Here is a 15907-nt window from a genome sequence, read left to right as displayed (position 1 = left end):
CGGGCCGGCCAAGGAAAGGTACGCAATGAAGACCGCCATCGCCACCGTCTGCATCGCCGGGGACCTGCGGGAAAAGCTCGCCGCCATCGCCGCCGCCGGCTTCGACGGGATCGAGATTTTCGAGCAGGATTTCATCACCTTCGACGCGTCCCCGCGCGAAGTGGGCGCCATGGTGCGCGACCACGGGCTGGAGATCTCGCTGTTCCAGCCGTTCCGCGACTTCGAGGGCCTGCCCGAGCCCGAGCGCGCTCGCGCCTTCGACCGGATGGAGCGCAAGTTCGACCTGATGCAGGAGCTGGGCACGGACCTGGTGCTGGTCTGCTCCTCGGTCCATCCCAAGGCGCTGGGCGGCATCGACCGGATGGCCGAGGATTTCGCCGAGCTGGGCGACCGCGCCGCCGCCCGCGCGCTGCGGGTGGGCTACGAGGCGCTGGCCTGGGGCAGCCATGTCAACGACCACCGCGACGCCTGGGAGGTGGTGCGCCGCGCCGACCACCCCAACATCGGGCTGATCCTCGACAGCTTCCACACGCTGGGCCGCGGCATCGACCCCGACTCGATCCGCGCGATCCCGGGCGACCGCGTCTTCTTCGTCCAGCTCGCCGATGCGCCGATGATCGAGATGGACCTGCTCTACTGGTCGCGCCACTTCCGCAACATGCCCGGCGAGGGCGACCTGGACGTCACCGGCTTCATGCGCGCCGTCGCCGCCACCGGCTATGACGGGCCGATCAGCCTGGAGGTGTTCAACGACCAGTTCCGCGGCGGCTCGCCCCGGGCCATCGCGCTCGACGGCCACCGCTCGCTCGTCTACCTGATGGACCAGGTCAAGCGCGCCGAGCCGGACATCGCCATCGCCGTCCCCGAGATCCCGCCGCGCATCCGCGCCGAAGGGGTATCCTTCGTCGAATTCGCCGCCAGCGAGGCCGAGGCGGAGGACCTCGGCAGGCTGCTGACCGCGCTGGGGTTCCAGAAGGCCGGGCAGCATATCTCCAAGCAGGTCGCGGTCTGGCGCCAGGGCGACATCCGGATCGTGCTGAACACCGATCCCGAAGGCTTCGCGCATACCTCGCATATCGCGCACGGGCTGAACGTCTGCGATATCGGCCTGACGGTGGACAGCGCTACGGCCACCGTCGCGCGCGCCGAGGCGCTCGGCGCCACGCCGTTCCACCAGCCGGTCGGGCCGGGCGAACTGGACATCCCCGCGATCCGCGGCGTCGGCAGCGGCCTTCTGCACTTCATCGACCGGCAGAGCGACCTTGCCCAGGTCTGGGAGATCGAGTTCGAGCCGGTCGGCGACGACGGCGCCCGCGGCGCCGGCCTGACCCGGATCGACCATATCGCCCAGACGATGAACTACGAAGAGATGCTGACCTGGTCGCTGTTCTACCTCTCGCTGTTCGACACGCACAAGCTCGCCACCGTCGACGTGGTCGATCCCGGCGGGCTGGTGCGCAGCCAGGCCATCGAGTCGCCCGACGGCGCGCTGCGCGTCACGCTGAACGGGGCCGACACCCACCGCACCTTCGCCGGCCGCTTCATCGCCGACAGCTTCGGCTCTTCGGTGCAGCACGTGGCCCTCGCCACCGACGACATCTTCGCCACCGCCGAGGCGCTGGCGGCCGGCGGGTTCCAGGCGCTGCCGATGCCCGAGAACTACTACGACGACCTCGCCGCCCGCCTCGGCCTCGACGACGCCTTCGTCGACCGGCTGCGGGCGCACAACATCCTCTACGACGAGGATGCCGAGGGCGCCTTCTTCCAGATCTACTCGCGCAGCTTCGGCGACGGCATCTTCTTCGAGATCGTCCAGCGCAAGGGCGGCTATGCCGGCTACGGCGCGCCGAACGCCCCGTTCCGCATCGCCGCGCAGCGCCGCTTCATGCGCCAGCCGGGAATGCCGCGGCAATAGAGGGCCTCACTCCTCCGGGTCGCGGGGGTCGAAGGTGACGAAGAAGCGCCAGGCCGAATAGCCGCCGAGCCCGCCGAACAGCATGGCCCAGCCGGTATAGCCGCCCGACAGCTCCACCGCGGCCCAGCCGAAGCACAGGACCACCACGGCGAGGCGAATCCAGAGCGGGCGGAAGAACGGGTGATCCAGGTCGAACATGTGGGCTGCTTGGGGGGCTTGCTCGGGGCCTATGCGCAAGGCCGGGCCGCGCCCGGCTCCATGACCGCCGGGCCGCGCCGACAGCCCCGGGACACGGCGGCGTCGCAAACGCTCACCACGCGTCTCAGGCGCTCTTCAGCTGCGGCCGCCCGCGCCGGCCGGCCCAGTCGCGGACCGCGTCGCCGAAGGCGCCGAACAGCACCCGGCTGACGGGATCGTGCGCGGCGTTGTATTCGGGATGCCACTGCGCCGACAGCGTGAAGCCCGGCGCCCCGTCGACATAAAGCGCCTCCGGCGTGCCGTCGTCGGCCCAGCCGTCGATCACGATCCGCGCGCCCGGCTGGTCGACCCCCTGCCCGTGCAGCGTGTTGGTCATCACCTCGGTGTCGCCCAGCAGCCGGTGGAACGGCCCGCCCTCGGTGAAGGTGACGCGCTGGCGCAGCTCGAAGATCTGCTCCTCGGTCCCGTCGGGCGGCATCCGGTGGTTCATCCGCCCCGGCAATTCGCGGATCTCGGGATGCAGCGTGCCGCCGAAGGCCACGTTGACCTCCTGGAACCCGCGGCAGACACCGAAATAGGGCTGCCCCCGCTCGGTCAGCGCCCGGATCAGCGGCAACGTGATGCGGTCCCGCTCGCGGTCGAAGGCGCCATGCGCCTCGGTCGGCTCGTGGCCGTATTCCTCGGGATGCACGTTGGCGCGGCCGCCGGTCAGCAGGAAGCCGTCGAAATGGCTCATCAACTCCTCGATCCCCACGATCTCGGGATCGGCCGGGATGATCACCGGCGTGCAACCGGCCACTTTCGAGACGGCCTGCGAGTTGTGATAGCCGCCGCCATGCACCCGGTAGCGGTCGTTGATCAGGTGGCTGTTTCCGATGATCCCGACGATGGGGCGTTCCATGGGTCCGGTCCTGCTCATTCCATTCCGCGCGTCCCGGAATCTAGCGCCTCGCGCCGCTTGCGTCGAGTCGCGCGCCCGCACAGTCGCCCCTTCGGAACGGCACATGCCCGCGAAACGGGCAGGCGCGCCGCCGCTCCGGCACGGCGGCGGCAGATATCAGGCCTCGCCTTCCAGCCCGGCGGCGGCGGCCCCGGCCAGCCCGGCCTCGGCGTCGTTGTCGCTGGTATCGCCGGTCACGCCCATCGCGCCCACCAGCGCGCCGCGCGTGTCGCGCAGCAGGATGCCGCCCGGCACCGGCACCACCTGCCCGCCATAGACGCCGTTCACGGCGGCCATGAAATAGGCCTGCTGCTCGGCCCGCGCCATCTGCGCGCGGCCTGCCATGCCCAGCATGACGGCGCCGTAGGCCTTGCCATGCGCGATCGCGAAGCGGCCCGGCGCGGCGCCGTCGGCGCGCTCGAAGGCCACCACGTGGCCGCCGGTGTCGAGCACCACCACCGATAGCGGCTTCAGCTCCATCTCCCGGCCCTTTTCGAGCGTCTTGCGAATGATCGTGCGCGCCTTGCGCAGGCTTATGTTTGCCATCCCGGCCTCCTGTCCTCGCCTCTCCACGGCTCCGGTCCCCGACCGGACCCGACACGATCTTCTAGAAGATCGTGCCCCTCAGGATTTTCTAGAAAATCCTGCGCCTTCAAAATCTTCTGGAAGATTTTGCCTCACTCCGCCGCCTTCAGCTGCAGCCGCCGCTGGTGCAGCACCGGCTCGGTATAGCCCGACGGCTGGTCCACGCCCTTGAACACCAGGTCGCAGGCCGCCTGGAAGGCGATCCCGTCGAATTTCGGCGCCATCGGCCGGTACGCGGGGTCGCCCGCGTTCTGCCGGTCGACCACGGCGGCCATCTTCTTCAGCGCGTCCATCACCCGCTCGCGGCTGACCACCCCGTGATGCAGCCAGTTGGCCAGCGCCTGGCTGGAGATCCGGCAGGTCGCGCGGTCCTCCATCAGCCCGACATCGTGGATGTCGGGCACCTTGGAACAGCCCACGCCCTGGTCGATCCAGCGCACCACGTAGCCCAGGATGCCCTGCGCGTTGTTCTCGATCTCGGCGGCGATGTCGTCGTCGGACAGGGTCTCGCCCGCCATCACCGGCACCGTCAGCAGGTCCGCCAGCGTCCCGCGCGCCCCGCCGGCCGCGATCTCGTCCTGGCGGGCGAAGACGTCGACCGCATGATAATGCGTCGCGTGCAGCGTCGCCGCGGTGGGCGACGGCACCCAGGCACAGGTCGCGCCCGCCTGCGGATGCCCGATCTTCGCCGCCAGCATGTCGGCCATCAGGTCGGGCATGGCCCACATCCCCTTGCCGATCTGGGCGCGGCCCTTCAGCCCGCAGGCCAGCCCGATATCGACGTTGCGATCCTCGTAGGCCGCGATCCAGGCCGCGTTCTTCATCGCGCCCTTGCGGATCATCGGGCCCGCTTCCATCGCCGTGTGGATCTCGTCGCCGGTGCGGTCCAGGAACCCGGTGTTGATGAACGCCACCCGGTGCCGCGCCGCGCGGATGCATTCCTTGAGGTTGACGCTGGTCCGGCGCTCCTCGTCCATGATCCCCAGCTTCACGGTGTATTGCGGCAGCCCCAGCATCTTCTCGACACGGGTGAAAATCTCGTCCGCGAAGGCAACCTCGTCGGGCCCGTGCATCTTCGGCTTGACCACATAGACCGAGCCGGCTACCGAGTTGCGCGGCCCGCCGCCCTTAGCCAGATCGTGCATCGCGATCAGCGTCGTGACCGCCGCATCCATCAGCCCCTCGAACGCCTCGGCCCCGTCGCGGTCCAGGATCGCCGGGTTGGTCATCAGATGACCGACATTGCGCACCAGCATCAGCGCCCGGCCCTTCAGCACCAGCTCGCTGCCGTCCGGCGCGGTATAGTGCCGGTCGCCGGCCAGGTGCCGGGTGAAGCTGCGGCCGCCCTTCTCGACCTCCTCGGTCAGGTCGCCCTTCATCAGGCCCAGCCAGTTGGAATAGGCCAGCGTCTTGTCCTCGCCGTCGACGCAGGCCACCGAATCCTCGCAGTCCATGATCGCCGAGACCGCCGATTCCACGTGGATGTCGGCGATCCCCGCCGGGTCCTGCTGGCCGACCGGAGTTCCCGGGTTCACGTCGATCTCGATATGCAGACCGTTGGCCTTCAACAGGAAAAGCCGCGGCTCTTCCCGGTGGCCGGCGAACTGCGCCGGGTCGGCCAGCCCGGTCTCGCCGCCCTCGGCGGCCACGAACAGCACGCCGTCGCGCACGCTCAGCCCGGACACGTCGGCCCAGGAGCCGCCCGCCAGCGGCACCACCTTGTCCAGATGCGCCTTGGCCCAGGCGATCACCTGCGCGCCGCGCTCGGGATCGTAGCCGCCGCCCTGCGGCGCCGCGCCCAGCGCGTCCGTGCCGTAGAGCGCATCGTAGAGCGACCCCCAGCGCGCATTCGCCGCGTTCAGCGCATAGCGCGCGTTGGTGACCGGCACCACGAGCTGCGGCCCCGGCAGCGCCGCGATCTCGGGGTCGGTATTCGTGGTGGCGATCTCGAAATCCGGCCCCGCGTCGACGAGATAGCCGATCTCGCGCAGATAGGCCTCCTGCTCGGCGGTGTCGGGCAGCGCGCCCTTCCGCTCGGCAAACCAGGAATCGAGCTTCGCCTGCAGCGCCTGGCGCACGTCCAGAAGCTCGCGGTTGCGCGGGCCCAATTCGTGGATCAGCTGCGACAGCCCGGCCCAGAATGCATCCACCTCGACGCCCGTTCCCGGAATCGCGCGGCCCTCGATGAACTCCGCCAATTCCCGGTCAACATCCAGCCCGGCCCGTGTAACCCGTCCCATGCGATCCCCTTGTTTTCGTCATCGCCGCTGCCGGCGCCCGGGCCTGCATAGGCATTACCGGCCGCAACGACAACCGGATCCGCCGCAGAATGCTGCGCCGACGACAAAAGCCGCCCCCTCGGGAGCGGCCTGCCGCGATCCACAATGTGGGACGATGCTATTCCACCGGCTCGACCTCTCCGGTCCGGCCGTCGATATGCGCGGCCGGCTCGCCGGGGTCGTTGCCCTCGGCGGCGAGGTAGCCCAGGTAATAGGCCCCCATCGCCACGGCGAACAGGATCACCAGGGCGATCCCGGCCAGCGGGGCCCAGTGGTGGCGTTTCTGACGCTCCATATTCGTATTCGGCGCGGACATGCGTTGCTCCTTTCCCTTCGGGCGGGCATTGAACACCGCCCTTTAGCGGCCTAACGTCCCGCAGGAGCGACGAGTTCCAATTACTTATCCGGGATAGCTTCATGAAAGACAGCGCGCCGCAGGCGGTCTTCCTCTCCGACTACACGCCGCCCGCCTATCTCGTGGACCGCGTCTCGCTCGTCTTCCGGCTCGATCCCGCGGCGACCCGCGTCCTGTCGCGGATCGAATTCCGCCCCAACCCCGCCGCCGCGCCCGGACAGCCGCTGCGCCTCGACGGCGAGAAGCTCAGGCTGATCCGCGCCGCCGTGGCCGGCACGGCGCTGGAGGACGGCGTCTGTGCGCACAGCGAAACCGGCCTGACGATTCCGGCCGACCGCCTGCCCGACGGCCCCTTCCTGTGGGAGGCCGAGGTGGAGATCGACCCCGCCGGCAACACCGCGCTGGAAGGTCTCTACATGTCGAACGGCATGTACTGCACCCAATGCGAGGCCGAGGGCTTCCGCAAGATCACCTACTACCCCGACCGCCCCGACGTGATGGCGCCGTTCGACGTGCGCATCGAATCCGACCAGCCGGTGCTTTTGTCGAACGGCAATCGCGGCGCGGCGGGCGACGGGTTTGCCGAGTGGTCCGACCCCTGGCCCAAGCCCGCCTATCTCTTCGCGCTGGTCGCCGGCGATCTGCGCGCGGTGAAGGACCGCTTCACCACGAAGTCGGGCCGCGAGGTGGAACTCGGCATCTATGTCCGCCCCGGCGACGAGGGCAAATGCGACTATGCGCTCGACGCCCTGAAACGCTCGATGAAATGGGACGAGGACGTCTACGGCCGCGAATACGACTTGGCCATTTTCAACATCGTGGCCGTCGACGACTTCAATATGGGCGCGATGGAGAACAAGGGGTTGAACATTTTCAACTCCAAATACGTTCTCGCCTCGCCCGACACGGCGACCGACGGCGACTACGAGAACGTCGAGGGCATCATCGCCCACGAGTATTTCCACAACTGGACGGGCAACCGCATCACCTGCCGCGACTGGTTCCAGCTTTGCCTGAAGGAGGGGCTGACCGTGTTCCGCGATCAGCAGTTCTCCTCCGACATGCGCTCGGCCCCGGTGAAGCGCATCGGCGACGTGCTGGCGCTGCGCGCCCGCCAGTTCCGCGAGGATAACGGCCCGCTGGCGCACCCTGTCCGGCCGTCCTCCTACATAGAAATCAACAACTTCTACACCGCGACGGTCTACGAGAAGGGCGCCGAGGTGATCGGCATGCTCAAGCGCCTCGTCGGCGACGCGGGCTATGCCAGGGCGCTCGACCTCTACTTCCGCCGCCATGACGGCGACGCCGCCACCATCGAGGACTGGCTGAAGGTGTTCGAGGACGCCACCGACCGCGACCTGACCCAGTTCGGGCGCTGGTACACCCAGGCGGGCACGCCGCGCCTGCACGTCACCGAAGACTTCAAGGACGGGTGCTACACGCTTCACATCAAACAGGAAACGCCGCCCACGCCCGGCCAGCCCGCAAAGGCGCCGCAGGTCATTCCGATCGCCGTGGGCCTGCTGAACCCCAATGGCGACGAGGTGGTGCCGACCACGGTGCTGGAGATGACCGAGGCGGAGCAGAGCTTTACCTTCGAGAACCTCGCCGCCCGGCCGGTGCCGTCGATCCTGCGCGATTTCTCCGCCCCGGTGATCCTGGAGCGGACCACCTCGACCGAGGAACGCGCCTTCCTGCTGGCCCACGACACCGACCCGTTCAACAAGTGGGAGGCGGGCCGCGCGCTGGCCAAGGACGTGCTGGCGCGCATGGTCACCGACAACGCCGCGCCCGGGCCCGCCTATCTGGACGCGCTGGAGCGGGTGGCGCGCGACGACGGGCTCGACCCGGCGTTCCGCGCCCTCGCCCTGCGGCTGCCGTCCGAGGACGACATGGCCCAGACGCTGTTCGACGCGGGCGTCACGCCCGACCCGCTGGCGATCCACGCCGCGCGCGAGAAGCTGATGCTCGCCATGGCCGAGCATCTCTCGGCAATCCTGCCGGATCTCTACGAGGCGATGAACATCCCCGGCCCCTACGCGCCCGACGCCCGCGCCGCCGGCTGCCGCGCCCTGCGCCAGACAGCGCTGGGGCTTCTGTCGCGGCTGGATCACGGCAAGGCGGCGGCCAAGCAGTACCGCGACGCCGACAACATGACCGAGCAGTTGGGCGCGCTCGGCGCGCTCTTGACCATCGGCGCCGGCCAGGAAGAGGTCGGCCGCTTCTACCGGCAGTGGGAACACGACCGGCTGGTCATCGACAAGTGGTTCGCCCTGCAGACCAGCCACGCCGCGCCGCACCGGGCCGCCGAGACCGCGCAGGCGCTGACCCGGCACAAGGATTTCGACTGGAAGAACCCCAACCGCTTCCGCTCGGTGATCGGCGCGCTGGCGATGAACGCGGCCGGCTTCCACGACCCCTCGGGCGCCTCCTACGAGCTGGTGGCCGACTGGCTGATCCGGCTCGACCCGGTGAACCCGCAGACCACGGCGCGGATGACCACGATGTTCGAGACCTGGCGCCGCTACGACGCCGACCGGCAGGACCTGATGCGCGACGCGCTGCGGCGGATCGCCCGCACGCCCGAACTGTCGCGCGACACGACCGAGATGGTGGGCCGCATCCTCGGCGACGACTGAACGCCGCGCCGGCCCGCGTCCCGGTCAGGGCGGCGGCGGCCGCGTCGGGCGCGCCCCGGCTACTTCGCGGCGCAATACGGCTGCGCCCGCAGCCAGTTGCGCATGTCGGCCACCTTGTCCGGGTAGCGGAACGGCGCCCAGTGCTGCGCCACGCCGCCCCAGCGGCCCGGCCCGCCCAGGATCCGGTTCTTCCGCGGCATCTCGTGCGCCGCCAGCCGCACCCCGCAGGACAGGTTGGCCGACCCATCGAACAGCGCCGCCGCCGTCTGCGCCCGGCAGCCCACGCCCCGCGCCGTCGCCGGCGCGATCTGCAACAGGCCCAGCCAGCGCCCGCCGCCGCCCGAGGCGTCCGGCGTCCAGCGGCTCTCGTGCTTGGCCAGCGCCGAGAACAGCCCCGCCCAGAACGCCTTGCGCTGGTCGACCGGCGCGGTGCGATAGGCCGGGCACCATTCGTCGATGTCGGACGGCGTCAGCGTCGGCAGCACCGCGCCATGCGTCTCCAGCGCGTTCATCGTGGACAGGGTCCACTCGCGCGCCTCCGGCCGGAAGTCCCAGCGCATCGGCGGCACCTGCGCGGTGTCGGGGGCGGGCTTGCTCGCGCACCCCGCCGCAGAGAATGCCGCGGCGACGACCGCGGCCCAGAAAGCGGATTTCAGCATGTCCCAGGTTCTTCAGCAGCACCGGCCCGTGCCGGCCGACAATCCCGTGCCAAATTCCGCGCGGACCGTCCAGCCCGCGCGCCCGGCATCGGCGGGAATCCCCCATTCGTCCCGGCAGCTTACGGGCTCGTCCACAAGATATGGCAGGCGCCCGCGGCGCCCGACACTACTCGCAGGAGGCCACCGCGCTGCGATAGGCGTCGCCCATCGGGTTCGCCTGCACCCGGCCCATGCCGACCTCGTCCAGCGCCGCGCCCCAGGCCGTCACCGGGCCCATGCCCTCGTCCTCGACCTTCATGGCATAGGCGGCGCCGAATGCCTCGAACTCGCCATAGCTGTCGTCCATCTCGTCCATCAGCGTCTCGGACACGCAGCCGCAGACCTCTTCGCTTTCGCCCTGCGCCAGGCACATCGCGACCACGCCGTCGCTCTCCTGCGCCGCCGCCGGCAGCGCCACACCCATGCACAGAACGGCCATCATCCGCTTCATCTCACGTACCTCCGTGTTGACCGGCCGGTCCGCCCCGCCACCGGCAGGCGCGGCCGCCCCTTTTGATCGACCTCACGCCACCTAGGTCCCGAACCGGTCGCCGCCAACCCCCGCCTTTCGCGTTGCCATCGCCGCCGCGCCGCGCGACACTCCGCCCCCAGGAGGTGCCACCATGCTGACGTTGCACAATTATTTCCGCTCCTCGACGTCGACGCGGCTGCGCGCGGCGCTGAATCTCAAGGGGCTGGACTACGACTACAAGGCCTATGCCCTGCTCAAGAAAGAGACGCAGACGCCCGATTTCCTGGCAAGGAGTCCGGCCGGCCTGGTCCCGGTGCTGGAGCTCGACGACGGCACCGCCCTGTCCCAGTCGCTCGCCATCATCGAGTATCTCGAAGAGGAATATCCCGACCCGCCGCTGCTGCCCGCCGACGCCAGGGGCCGCGCCCGGGTCCGCGCGCTGGCCTACATGATCGCCTGCGAGGTGCATCCGCTGAACAACCTGCGCGTCCTGCAATACCTCGCCACGCAGTTCGACCAGGACGACCAGGGCAAGGCCGCCTGGTTCAACCACTGGGTTCACCAGACCTTTCGCCCGCTGGAGGCCCTGCTGGCGGACAGCCCCGAGACCGGGCGCTACTGCCACGGCGACACGCCCGGCCTCGCCGACTGCTGCCTCTACGCCCAGATCTGGAACAACCGCCGCTTCAAGGTGGACAGCTCCCCCTACCCCACGATCGAGCGCATCTTCGCCGCGCTGGACGAATTGGAGCCGTTCCGCAAGGCCGCGCCGCCGGAACAGCCGGACGCGACCTGACCGCCGCGCCCGGCGCCGTGCCGGGTCAGACCACGTTGGCCCCCGGCCCGTAGGGGAAGCCGGTGATGTCCTCGTTGCCGTCCTCGGTGATCACCAGGATGTCGTGCTCGCGGTAGCCGCCTGCGCCCGGCTGCCCCTCGGGGATGGTCAGCATCGGCTCCATCGAGATCACCATGCCCGGTTCCAGCACCGTGTCGACATCCTCGCGCAGCTCCAGCCCCGCCTCGCGGCCGTAATAGTGGCTGAGCACGCCGAAGGAGTGGCCATAGCCGAAGGTCCGGTACTGCAGCAGGTCGCGCGCGGCGAGGAAGGCGTTGATCTTCTCGGTCACCTCCGAACAGCGCGCGCCGGGTTTCAGCAGGCGCATGCCGTAGTCGTGCGCCGCCACGTTCGCCTCCCAGATCGCCCGCGAGGCTTCGTCGACCTCGCCCACGAACATCGTCCGCTCCAGCGCCGTGTAATAGCCCGAGATCATCGGAAAGGCGTTGAGGCTCAGGATATCGCCGCGCTCCAGCACCCGCGCGGTCACCGGGTTGTGGGCGCCGTCGGTGTTCGGGCCGGACTGGAACCAGACCCAGGTGTCGCGGTACTCGGCCTCGGGAAAGCGCCGGGCGATCTCCAGCTCCATCGCGTCGCGGCCGGCCATCGCCACGTCGATCTCGCGGAGGCCGGGCCGGATCGCCTCGCGGATGGCGCAGCCCCCTATGTCGGCCACCGCCGCGCCCTGCCGGATCAGCGCGATCTCGGCGGCGGACTTGTGCATCCGCTGCCGCATCGCCGCCGGCGCGATGTCGGTCACCGCCGCGGGCGACAGGAACGCCTCCAGCAGCGCCTTCTGCGCCACCGGCAGGTGGTCGGCCTCGTAACCGATGGCGCGGCCCGGCCCCGTCACCGACAGGATCGCGCGCCAGAAGTTGTCCCGCCGCCAGTCGGTATAGGTGATGTTGTCGCCGTGACAGCGCCGCCAGGGCTGCGCCGCGTCGATCCCGGCGCTGATCGTGACGCTGTCGTCGGGCGTCACCACCAGCGCATAGGGCCGGCCGAAGGCGCAGTAGAGAAAGCCCGAGTAATAGGCCACGCTATGCATCGAGGTGAAGACACAGGCTTCCACCCCGGCCTCGGCCATGCGCGCGCGTAGGCCGGCCAGGCGGGCGTCGTACTCGGCGGCATCGAACGGCAGGACGCGCGCGCCCTGGTGGAACCGGTAGTAGTCTGGACGATCCATCGGAACGGTCCTCCTCGTCTGTGCGGCGCGGCGCGGTCCTCTCCCTTCGCCGCGGCAGCGGAAAAGCAAGATCCCGGCGTTCAGGATGGATGAACGGGGCCACGCGAAAGCCGCGTCGGCGACGCCATCGCCCGCCCCGTGCCCCGTTCTATTCCGCAAACGGGCGGCCCATTCAAGGGGAAGGGGGCTCCGGCCGCCATGCCGGGCCTCACCGCTCCGGCGGAGTCCGGCACCGCATGAACTCCTCATCCGTATGCGCCAGCAGGAACGCCGCGATATCGCCGGGCGCCCCCGCCACCGTCACCACCGGCGGCACGTCTATGAGTCCCTCGGTCTCCTCCTGTTTCACCAGTGTCACGCCGAAGGGCGCCGCGCGCGCCACGACCGCCTCCCACGGCCCGCTTGCGTCGAACAGGCACAGCTGCGGTGTCCCGTCGGGCCCCACCCGCACCCCGTAATAGGCGGTACACATCGGCAGCCCGCAGCCCGCGGCGGTCTCCTGCACCAGCACGATGCCGCCCTCGGTCTCGCGCACCCGGATCGCGTCGGGCGCCCGGCCGTCGGTCACCGAGAACAGCGTCGCACCCCCCGGCCCCGGCTGGGCCCCGTCCGGCCCCCAGCTATACCCGTCGGCCGCCGCCAGAAAGGCCTGCACCGCCGGGGAGTTTTCAATGGTCACGCTGTTACTCTCGTCCAGCACCGGCCGCTCCGTGAACACGCACCCCGCCAGGACCAGCCCCATCCCCCATACCAACCATCGCCGTCCCATCCGCACCCTCCGCCTGTCGTCCGGTTCAGCCTGCCCCCTCCGCTCGCCCCCGCCAAGCCCGAGTCTGTCGCGTCGTGCGGATCCAGGCGTAGGGTGTGTGCTTGCACGCACCTTTCGCGGGAAAACGCACCACGACGGCAAGCGTCGCGACGGAAACAACAGCGGTGCGTGAAATCACGCACCCTACAAGCCTGTTACCGCTACCGCCAACAAAACCAACACCTTACCACCCCGTCCAACCTCGGACACCCGGAGTCCGGCCGGCCAGCAACCCGCTTGCCCCGCCCCGCCCGCTCGCCTAGAACGACCCCGATCCAAGCAGCGGGACAGACGCCATGCTCGACCTCACCTATGAGCCTCCGAAACCCAAGGTCATCCCCGGCGCCAAGCACGACTGGGAGCTCGTGATCGGGCTGGAGGTCCACGCCCAGGTCGCCTCCAAGGCCAAGCTCTTCTCCGGCGCCTCGACCCAGTTCGGGGCCGAGCCGAACTCCAACGTCGCCTTCGTCGACGCGGCGATGCCCGGCATGCTGCCCGTCATCAACGAGGTCTGCGTGGCCCAGGCGGTCCGGACGGGCCTCGGCCTGAAGGCGAAGATCAACCTGACCTCGGCCTTCGACCGGAAGAACTACTTCTACCCCGACCTGCCGCAGGGCTACCAGATTTCACAGCTCTACCACCCCCTCGTCGGCGAGGGCGAGGTGCTGGTCGACATGGGCCCGGGCATCGCTCGCCGCGTCCGGATCGAGCGCATCCACATGGAGCAGGATGCCGGCAAGTCGATCCACGACATGGACCCCAACGTGACCTTCGTGGACCTCAACCGCACCGGCGTCGCCCTGATGGAGATCGTGTCCCGCCCCGACATCCGCGGCCCCGAAGAGGCCGCCGCCTATGTCGGCAAGCTGCGGCAGATCATGCGCTACCTCGGCACCTGCGACGGAAACATGCAGAACGGCAACCTGAGGGCCGACGTCAACGTCTCGGTCTGCCGGCCGGGCGATTACGAGCGCTACCAGGAGACCGGCGATCATTCGGTCCTGGGCACCCGCTGCGAGATCAAGAACATGAACTCGATGCGCTTCATCCAGGCGGCCATCGACTACGAGGCGCGGCGGCAGATCCAGATCCTGGAGGGCGGCGGCACCGTCGACCAGGAGACCCGGCTCTACGACCCCGACCGCGGCGAGACCCGGTCGATGCGCTCGAAGGAAGAGGCGCACGACTACCGCTACTTCCCCGACCCCGACCTCCTGCCGCTGGAGATCGAGCAGGACTGGGTCGACGACATCGCCGGCGCCCTGCCCGAGCTGCCCGACCAGAAGAAGGCCCGCTTCGTGGCCGATTACGGGATGACCGAATATGACGCCTCGGTCCTGACGGCGGAGGTGGAGAACGCCGCCTTCTTCGAGGAGGTGGCCCGGGGCCGCGACGGCAAGCTGGCGGCGAACTGGGTCATCAACGAGCTCTTCGGCCGGCTCAAGAAGGAGGATCACTCGATCGCCGAGAGCCCGATCTCGGCGGCCCAGCTGGGCCAGATCATCGAGCTGATCCAGGCCGACGCGATCTCGGGCAAGATCGCCAAGGAGGTCTTCGAGATCGCCTATACCTCGGGCCGTGACCCGGCCGAGATCGTCGAGACGGAGGGGCTGAAGCAGGTCACCGATACCGGCGCCATCGAGGCCGCCGTCGACGAGGTGATCGCGGCCAACCCGGCGCAGGTGGAGAAGGCCCAGGCCAACCCCAAGCTCGCCGGCTGGTTCGTGGGCCAGGTGATGAAGGCGACGGGGGGCAAGGCCAACCCGAAGGCGGTCAACGAGATCGTCCAGACAAAGCTCGGCCTGTAAGCGTCCGAGGTTGGACGGGGGGCCAACCCGTTGATTTCGTTATCGGTAGCGGTAACTGTCCGGGGTGTGTCCGGGCCGAATTGACCGTCCCGGCCGGAGGCCGCAGCGCGCCGCCCCCTGCCCCGGAGGCGGGCCGGCGCCAACGGGGCCGGGCCGGCGCCGGCGGAGACCCGCCCCGGGGGGCAGCCTTGCGCTTCCCCTTTCGGGGGCGGTTTGCTACGGTCGAGCGCGTCGAATCCGAGGGGGCCGTTGATGCCGCGCTATGAATACAAGGTCGTGCCCGCGCCGAAGAAGGCCGGGAAGGTGAAGGGCGTCAAGGGGACGGAGGCGCGGTTCGCGCACGAGCTGGCCACGCTGATGAACCGGTACGGCGCCGACGGCTGGGAGTACCAGCGCACCGATACCCTGCCCTGCGAGGAGCGCTCGGGGCTGACCGGGCGGACGACCGTGTTCCAGAACATGCTGGTGTTCCGCCGGGCGACGGAGGCGGCCGAGGCCCCCACGGCCGACGCCATCGCCGCGGCCCACGTGGCCGAGCCGCCCGCGCCCGCCCCCGCGCCGGAGCCGGTGGAGACGGCCGCGCCGGAGCCGGTGCGCCCGCCCGAGCCGGTGCCGTTCCGCGCCGCCCCGCCGGCCGACGCGGCGCCGGAGCCGGCCGGGGACGAGCCGGTGTCGCTGCCGGCCTTCCGCTCGGCCAGCCACGCCCCGGCGGAGGAGGAGGAGCCGGTCAGCTTCACCTCGCGCACGCAGGAGGGCCGCACGCCCCGGCTCGGCGCGGCGCGGCATCCCGAGCCGAACGGCAAGAAGGCCCCGGGGCTGTTCGGGCGCTGAGCGGCCGGGCCTGCGCCCGGTCCGGGGCGGTGGGCAGATTGCCCACCCTACGGGGCGGGCCGGGGATGTCGGATCGCCGGGACGAGACGGCGGGGGCGTGGTGTCATGCACCATTTGGGATGATTTGTGAGGTTTGGTGCGTGCGGAGCACGCACCCTACGCTTGCCGGCCAGGGTGATGGGTGCGAGCACCCATCCTACGCTTGTTCGCTGGGAATGCCGCCCTTGACAGTATCTCTACATAGCCCTATGTAGAGTACCACGCGAAGAACCGAAGAACCGAAGAACCGAAGAACCGAAGAACCGAAGAACCGAAGAACCGAAGAACCGAAGAACCGAAGAACCGAAGAACCGAAGAA

General features: G+C 69.6%; 14 protein-coding genes. 5 read left to right on the top strand and 9 right to left on the bottom strand.

The genetic code is table 11. The annotated features are described in order from the left end of the window. Positions 1-25 precede the first annotated feature (25 nt). A complete protein-coding gene (locus tag P1J78_RS04075) occupies positions 26-1915 on the top strand; it encodes a bifunctional sugar phosphate isomerase/epimerase/4-hydroxyphenylpyruvate dioxygenase family protein (RefSeq protein WP_275566051.1) in 1890 nt (629 codons plus the stop codon). A 6-nt stretch (positions 1916-1921) separates the two neighbouring features. Here P1J78_RS04075 and P1J78_RS04070 read toward each other — a convergent pair whose 3' ends face one another. The 5 genes from P1J78_RS04070 to P1J78_RS04050 all read right to left on the bottom strand — a co-directional run bounded on the left by P1J78_RS04070 (position 1922) and on the right by P1J78_RS04050 (position 6233). After that, the gene (locus P1J78_RS04070) at positions 1922-2113 is read right to left on the bottom strand and encodes a DUF3329 domain-containing protein (RefSeq protein ID WP_275566050.1); all 192 of its coding nucleotides are present in this window, start codon (positions 2111-2113) and stop codon (positions 1922-1924) included. A 124-nt stretch (positions 2114-2237) separates the two neighbouring features. Next, complete coding sequence (locus P1J78_RS04065) at positions 2238-3014, bottom strand: gamma-glutamyl-gamma-aminobutyrate hydrolase family protein (RefSeq protein ID WP_275566049.1); 777 nt, start codon at positions 3012-3014, stop codon at positions 2238-2240. Positions 3015-3170: 156 nt separating this feature from the next. Continuing rightward, the gene (locus P1J78_RS04060) at positions 3171-3599 is read right to left on the bottom strand and encodes a GlcG/HbpS family heme-binding protein (protein ID WP_275566048.1); all 429 of its coding nucleotides are present in this window, start codon (positions 3597-3599) and stop codon (positions 3171-3173) included. A gap of 131 nt (positions 3600-3730) precedes the next feature. After that, positions 3731-5878, bottom strand: coding sequence for a malate synthase G (locus tag P1J78_RS04055; protein ID WP_275566047.1), 2148 nt, complete (start codon positions 5876-5878; stop codon positions 3731-3733). Between the two features lie 157 nt (positions 5879-6035). Continuing rightward, positions 6036-6233 (bottom strand): hypothetical protein, encoded by a 198-nt coding sequence (locus P1J78_RS04050; protein WP_275566046.1) that lies wholly within the window; start codon positions 6231-6233, stop codon positions 6036-6038. A 101-nt stretch (positions 6234-6334) separates the two neighbouring features. Between P1J78_RS04050 and pepN the strand changes: the two genes are divergently transcribed. Further along, positions 6335-8911, top strand: a complete 2577-nt coding sequence (gene pepN / locus P1J78_RS04045; RefSeq protein WP_275566045.1) for an aminopeptidase N — start codon at positions 6335-6337, stop codon at positions 8909-8911. 59 nt (positions 8912-8970) lie between these two features. Here the strand turns inward: pepN and P1J78_RS04040 are convergent, their stop codons facing one another. Continuing rightward, on the bottom strand, positions 8971-9570 hold the full coding sequence (locus P1J78_RS04040; protein WP_275566044.1) for a transglycosylase SLT domain-containing protein: 600 nt from the start codon (positions 9568-9570) through the stop codon (positions 8971-8973). 166 nt (positions 9571-9736) lie between these two features. Continuing rightward, the gene (locus P1J78_RS04035) at positions 9737-10060 is read right to left on the bottom strand and encodes a hypothetical protein (RefSeq protein ID WP_275566043.1); all 324 of its coding nucleotides are present in this window, start codon (positions 10058-10060) and stop codon (positions 9737-9739) included. A 172-nt stretch (positions 10061-10232) separates the two neighbouring features. On the opposite strand from P1J78_RS04035, the gene maiA reads away from it, so the two are divergent. Next, complete coding sequence (gene maiA, locus P1J78_RS04030; protein WP_275566042.1) at positions 10233-10877, top strand: maleylacetoacetate isomerase; 645 nt, start codon at positions 10233-10235, stop codon at positions 10875-10877. Positions 10878-10902: 25 nt separating this feature from the next. Here the strand turns inward: maiA and P1J78_RS04025 are convergent, their stop codons facing one another. Together P1J78_RS04025 and P1J78_RS04020 are read right to left on the bottom strand one after the other, a co-directional pair. Next, a complete protein-coding gene (locus tag P1J78_RS04025) occupies positions 10903-12102 on the bottom strand; it encodes an aminopeptidase P family protein (protein ID WP_275566041.1) in 1200 nt (399 codons plus the stop codon). Positions 12103-12310: 208 nt separating this feature from the next. Then, complete coding sequence (locus tag P1J78_RS04020) at positions 12311-12871, bottom strand: hypothetical protein (RefSeq protein ID WP_275566040.1); 561 nt, start codon at positions 12869-12871, stop codon at positions 12311-12313. A 335-nt stretch (positions 12872-13206) separates the two neighbouring features. Here P1J78_RS04020 and gatB point away from each other — a divergent pair, with 335 nt between their 5' ends. Next, positions 13207-14718 (top strand): Asp-tRNA(Asn)/Glu-tRNA(Gln) amidotransferase subunit GatB, encoded by a 1512-nt coding sequence (gene gatB / locus P1J78_RS04015; protein ID WP_275566039.1) that lies wholly within the window; start codon positions 13207-13209, stop codon positions 14716-14718. 252 nt (positions 14719-14970) lie between these two features. Beyond that, positions 14971-15549 (top strand): DUF4177 domain-containing protein, encoded by a 579-nt coding sequence (locus P1J78_RS25430; RefSeq protein WP_374213157.1) that lies wholly within the window; start codon positions 14971-14973, stop codon positions 15547-15549. Positions 15550-15907 lie beyond the last annotated feature (358 nt).

Origin of the sequence: Psychromarinibacter sediminicola (assembly GCF_029168335.1) — a bacterium.
In the GTDB taxonomy this organism is placed as follows: Bacteria; Pseudomonadota; Alphaproteobacteria; order Rhodobacterales; family Rhodobacteraceae; genus Psychromarinibacter; species Psychromarinibacter sediminicola.
The sequence above is the reverse complement of the archived record's forward strand: the minus strand, read 5'-3'. Positions and strand labels throughout refer to the sequence as shown.

What these genes read in the sequence shown, in the direction of transcription:
- P1J78_RS04075 (WP_275566051.1), top strand. Translation starts at nt 26, where the DNA reads ATGAAGACCGCCATCGCCACCGTCTGCATCGCCGGGGACCTGCGGGAA.
- P1J78_RS04070 (WP_275566050.1), bottom strand. Translation starts at nt 2,113, where the DNA reads ATGTTCGACCTGGATCACCCGTTCTTCCGCCCGCTCTGGATTCGCCTC.
- P1J78_RS04065 (WP_275566049.1), bottom strand. Translation starts at nt 3,014, where the DNA reads ATGGAACGCCCCATCGTCGGGATCATCGGAAACAGCCACCTGATCAAC.
- P1J78_RS04060 (WP_275566048.1), bottom strand. Translation starts at nt 3,599, where the DNA reads ATGGCAAACATAAGCCTGCGCAAGGCGCGCACGATCATTCGCAAGACG.
- P1J78_RS04055 (WP_275566047.1), bottom strand. Translation starts at nt 5,878, where the DNA reads ATGGGACGGGTTACACGGGCCGGGCTGGATGTTGACCGGGAATTGGCG.
- P1J78_RS04050 (WP_275566046.1), bottom strand. Translation starts at nt 6,233, where the DNA reads ATGTCCGCGCCGAATACGAATATGGAGCGTCAGAAACGCCACCACTGG.
- pepN (WP_275566045.1), top strand. Translation starts at nt 6,335, where the DNA reads ATGAAAGACAGCGCGCCGCAGGCGGTCTTCCTCTCCGACTACACGCCG.
- P1J78_RS04040 (WP_275566044.1), bottom strand. Translation starts at nt 9,570, where the DNA reads ATGCTGAAATCCGCTTTCTGGGCCGCGGTCGTCGCCGCGGCATTCTCT.
- P1J78_RS04035 (WP_275566043.1), bottom strand. Translation starts at nt 10,060, where the DNA reads ATGAAGCGGATGATGGCCGTTCTGTGCATGGGTGTGGCGCTGCCGGCG.
- maiA (WP_275566042.1), top strand. Translation starts at nt 10,233, where the DNA reads ATGCTGACGTTGCACAATTATTTCCGCTCCTCGACGTCGACGCGGCTG.
- P1J78_RS04025 (WP_275566041.1), bottom strand. Translation starts at nt 12,102, where the DNA reads ATGGATCGTCCAGACTACTACCGGTTCCACCAGGGCGCGCGCGTCCTG.
- P1J78_RS04020 (WP_275566040.1), bottom strand. Translation starts at nt 12,871, where the DNA reads ATGGGACGGCGATGGTTGGTATGGGGGATGGGGCTGGTCCTGGCGGGG.
- gatB (WP_275566039.1), top strand. Translation starts at nt 13,207, where the DNA reads ATGCTCGACCTCACCTATGAGCCTCCGAAACCCAAGGTCATCCCCGGC.
- P1J78_RS25430 (WP_374213157.1), top strand. Translation starts at nt 14,971, where the DNA reads ATGCCGCGCTATGAATACAAGGTCGTGCCCGCGCCGAAGAAGGCCGGG.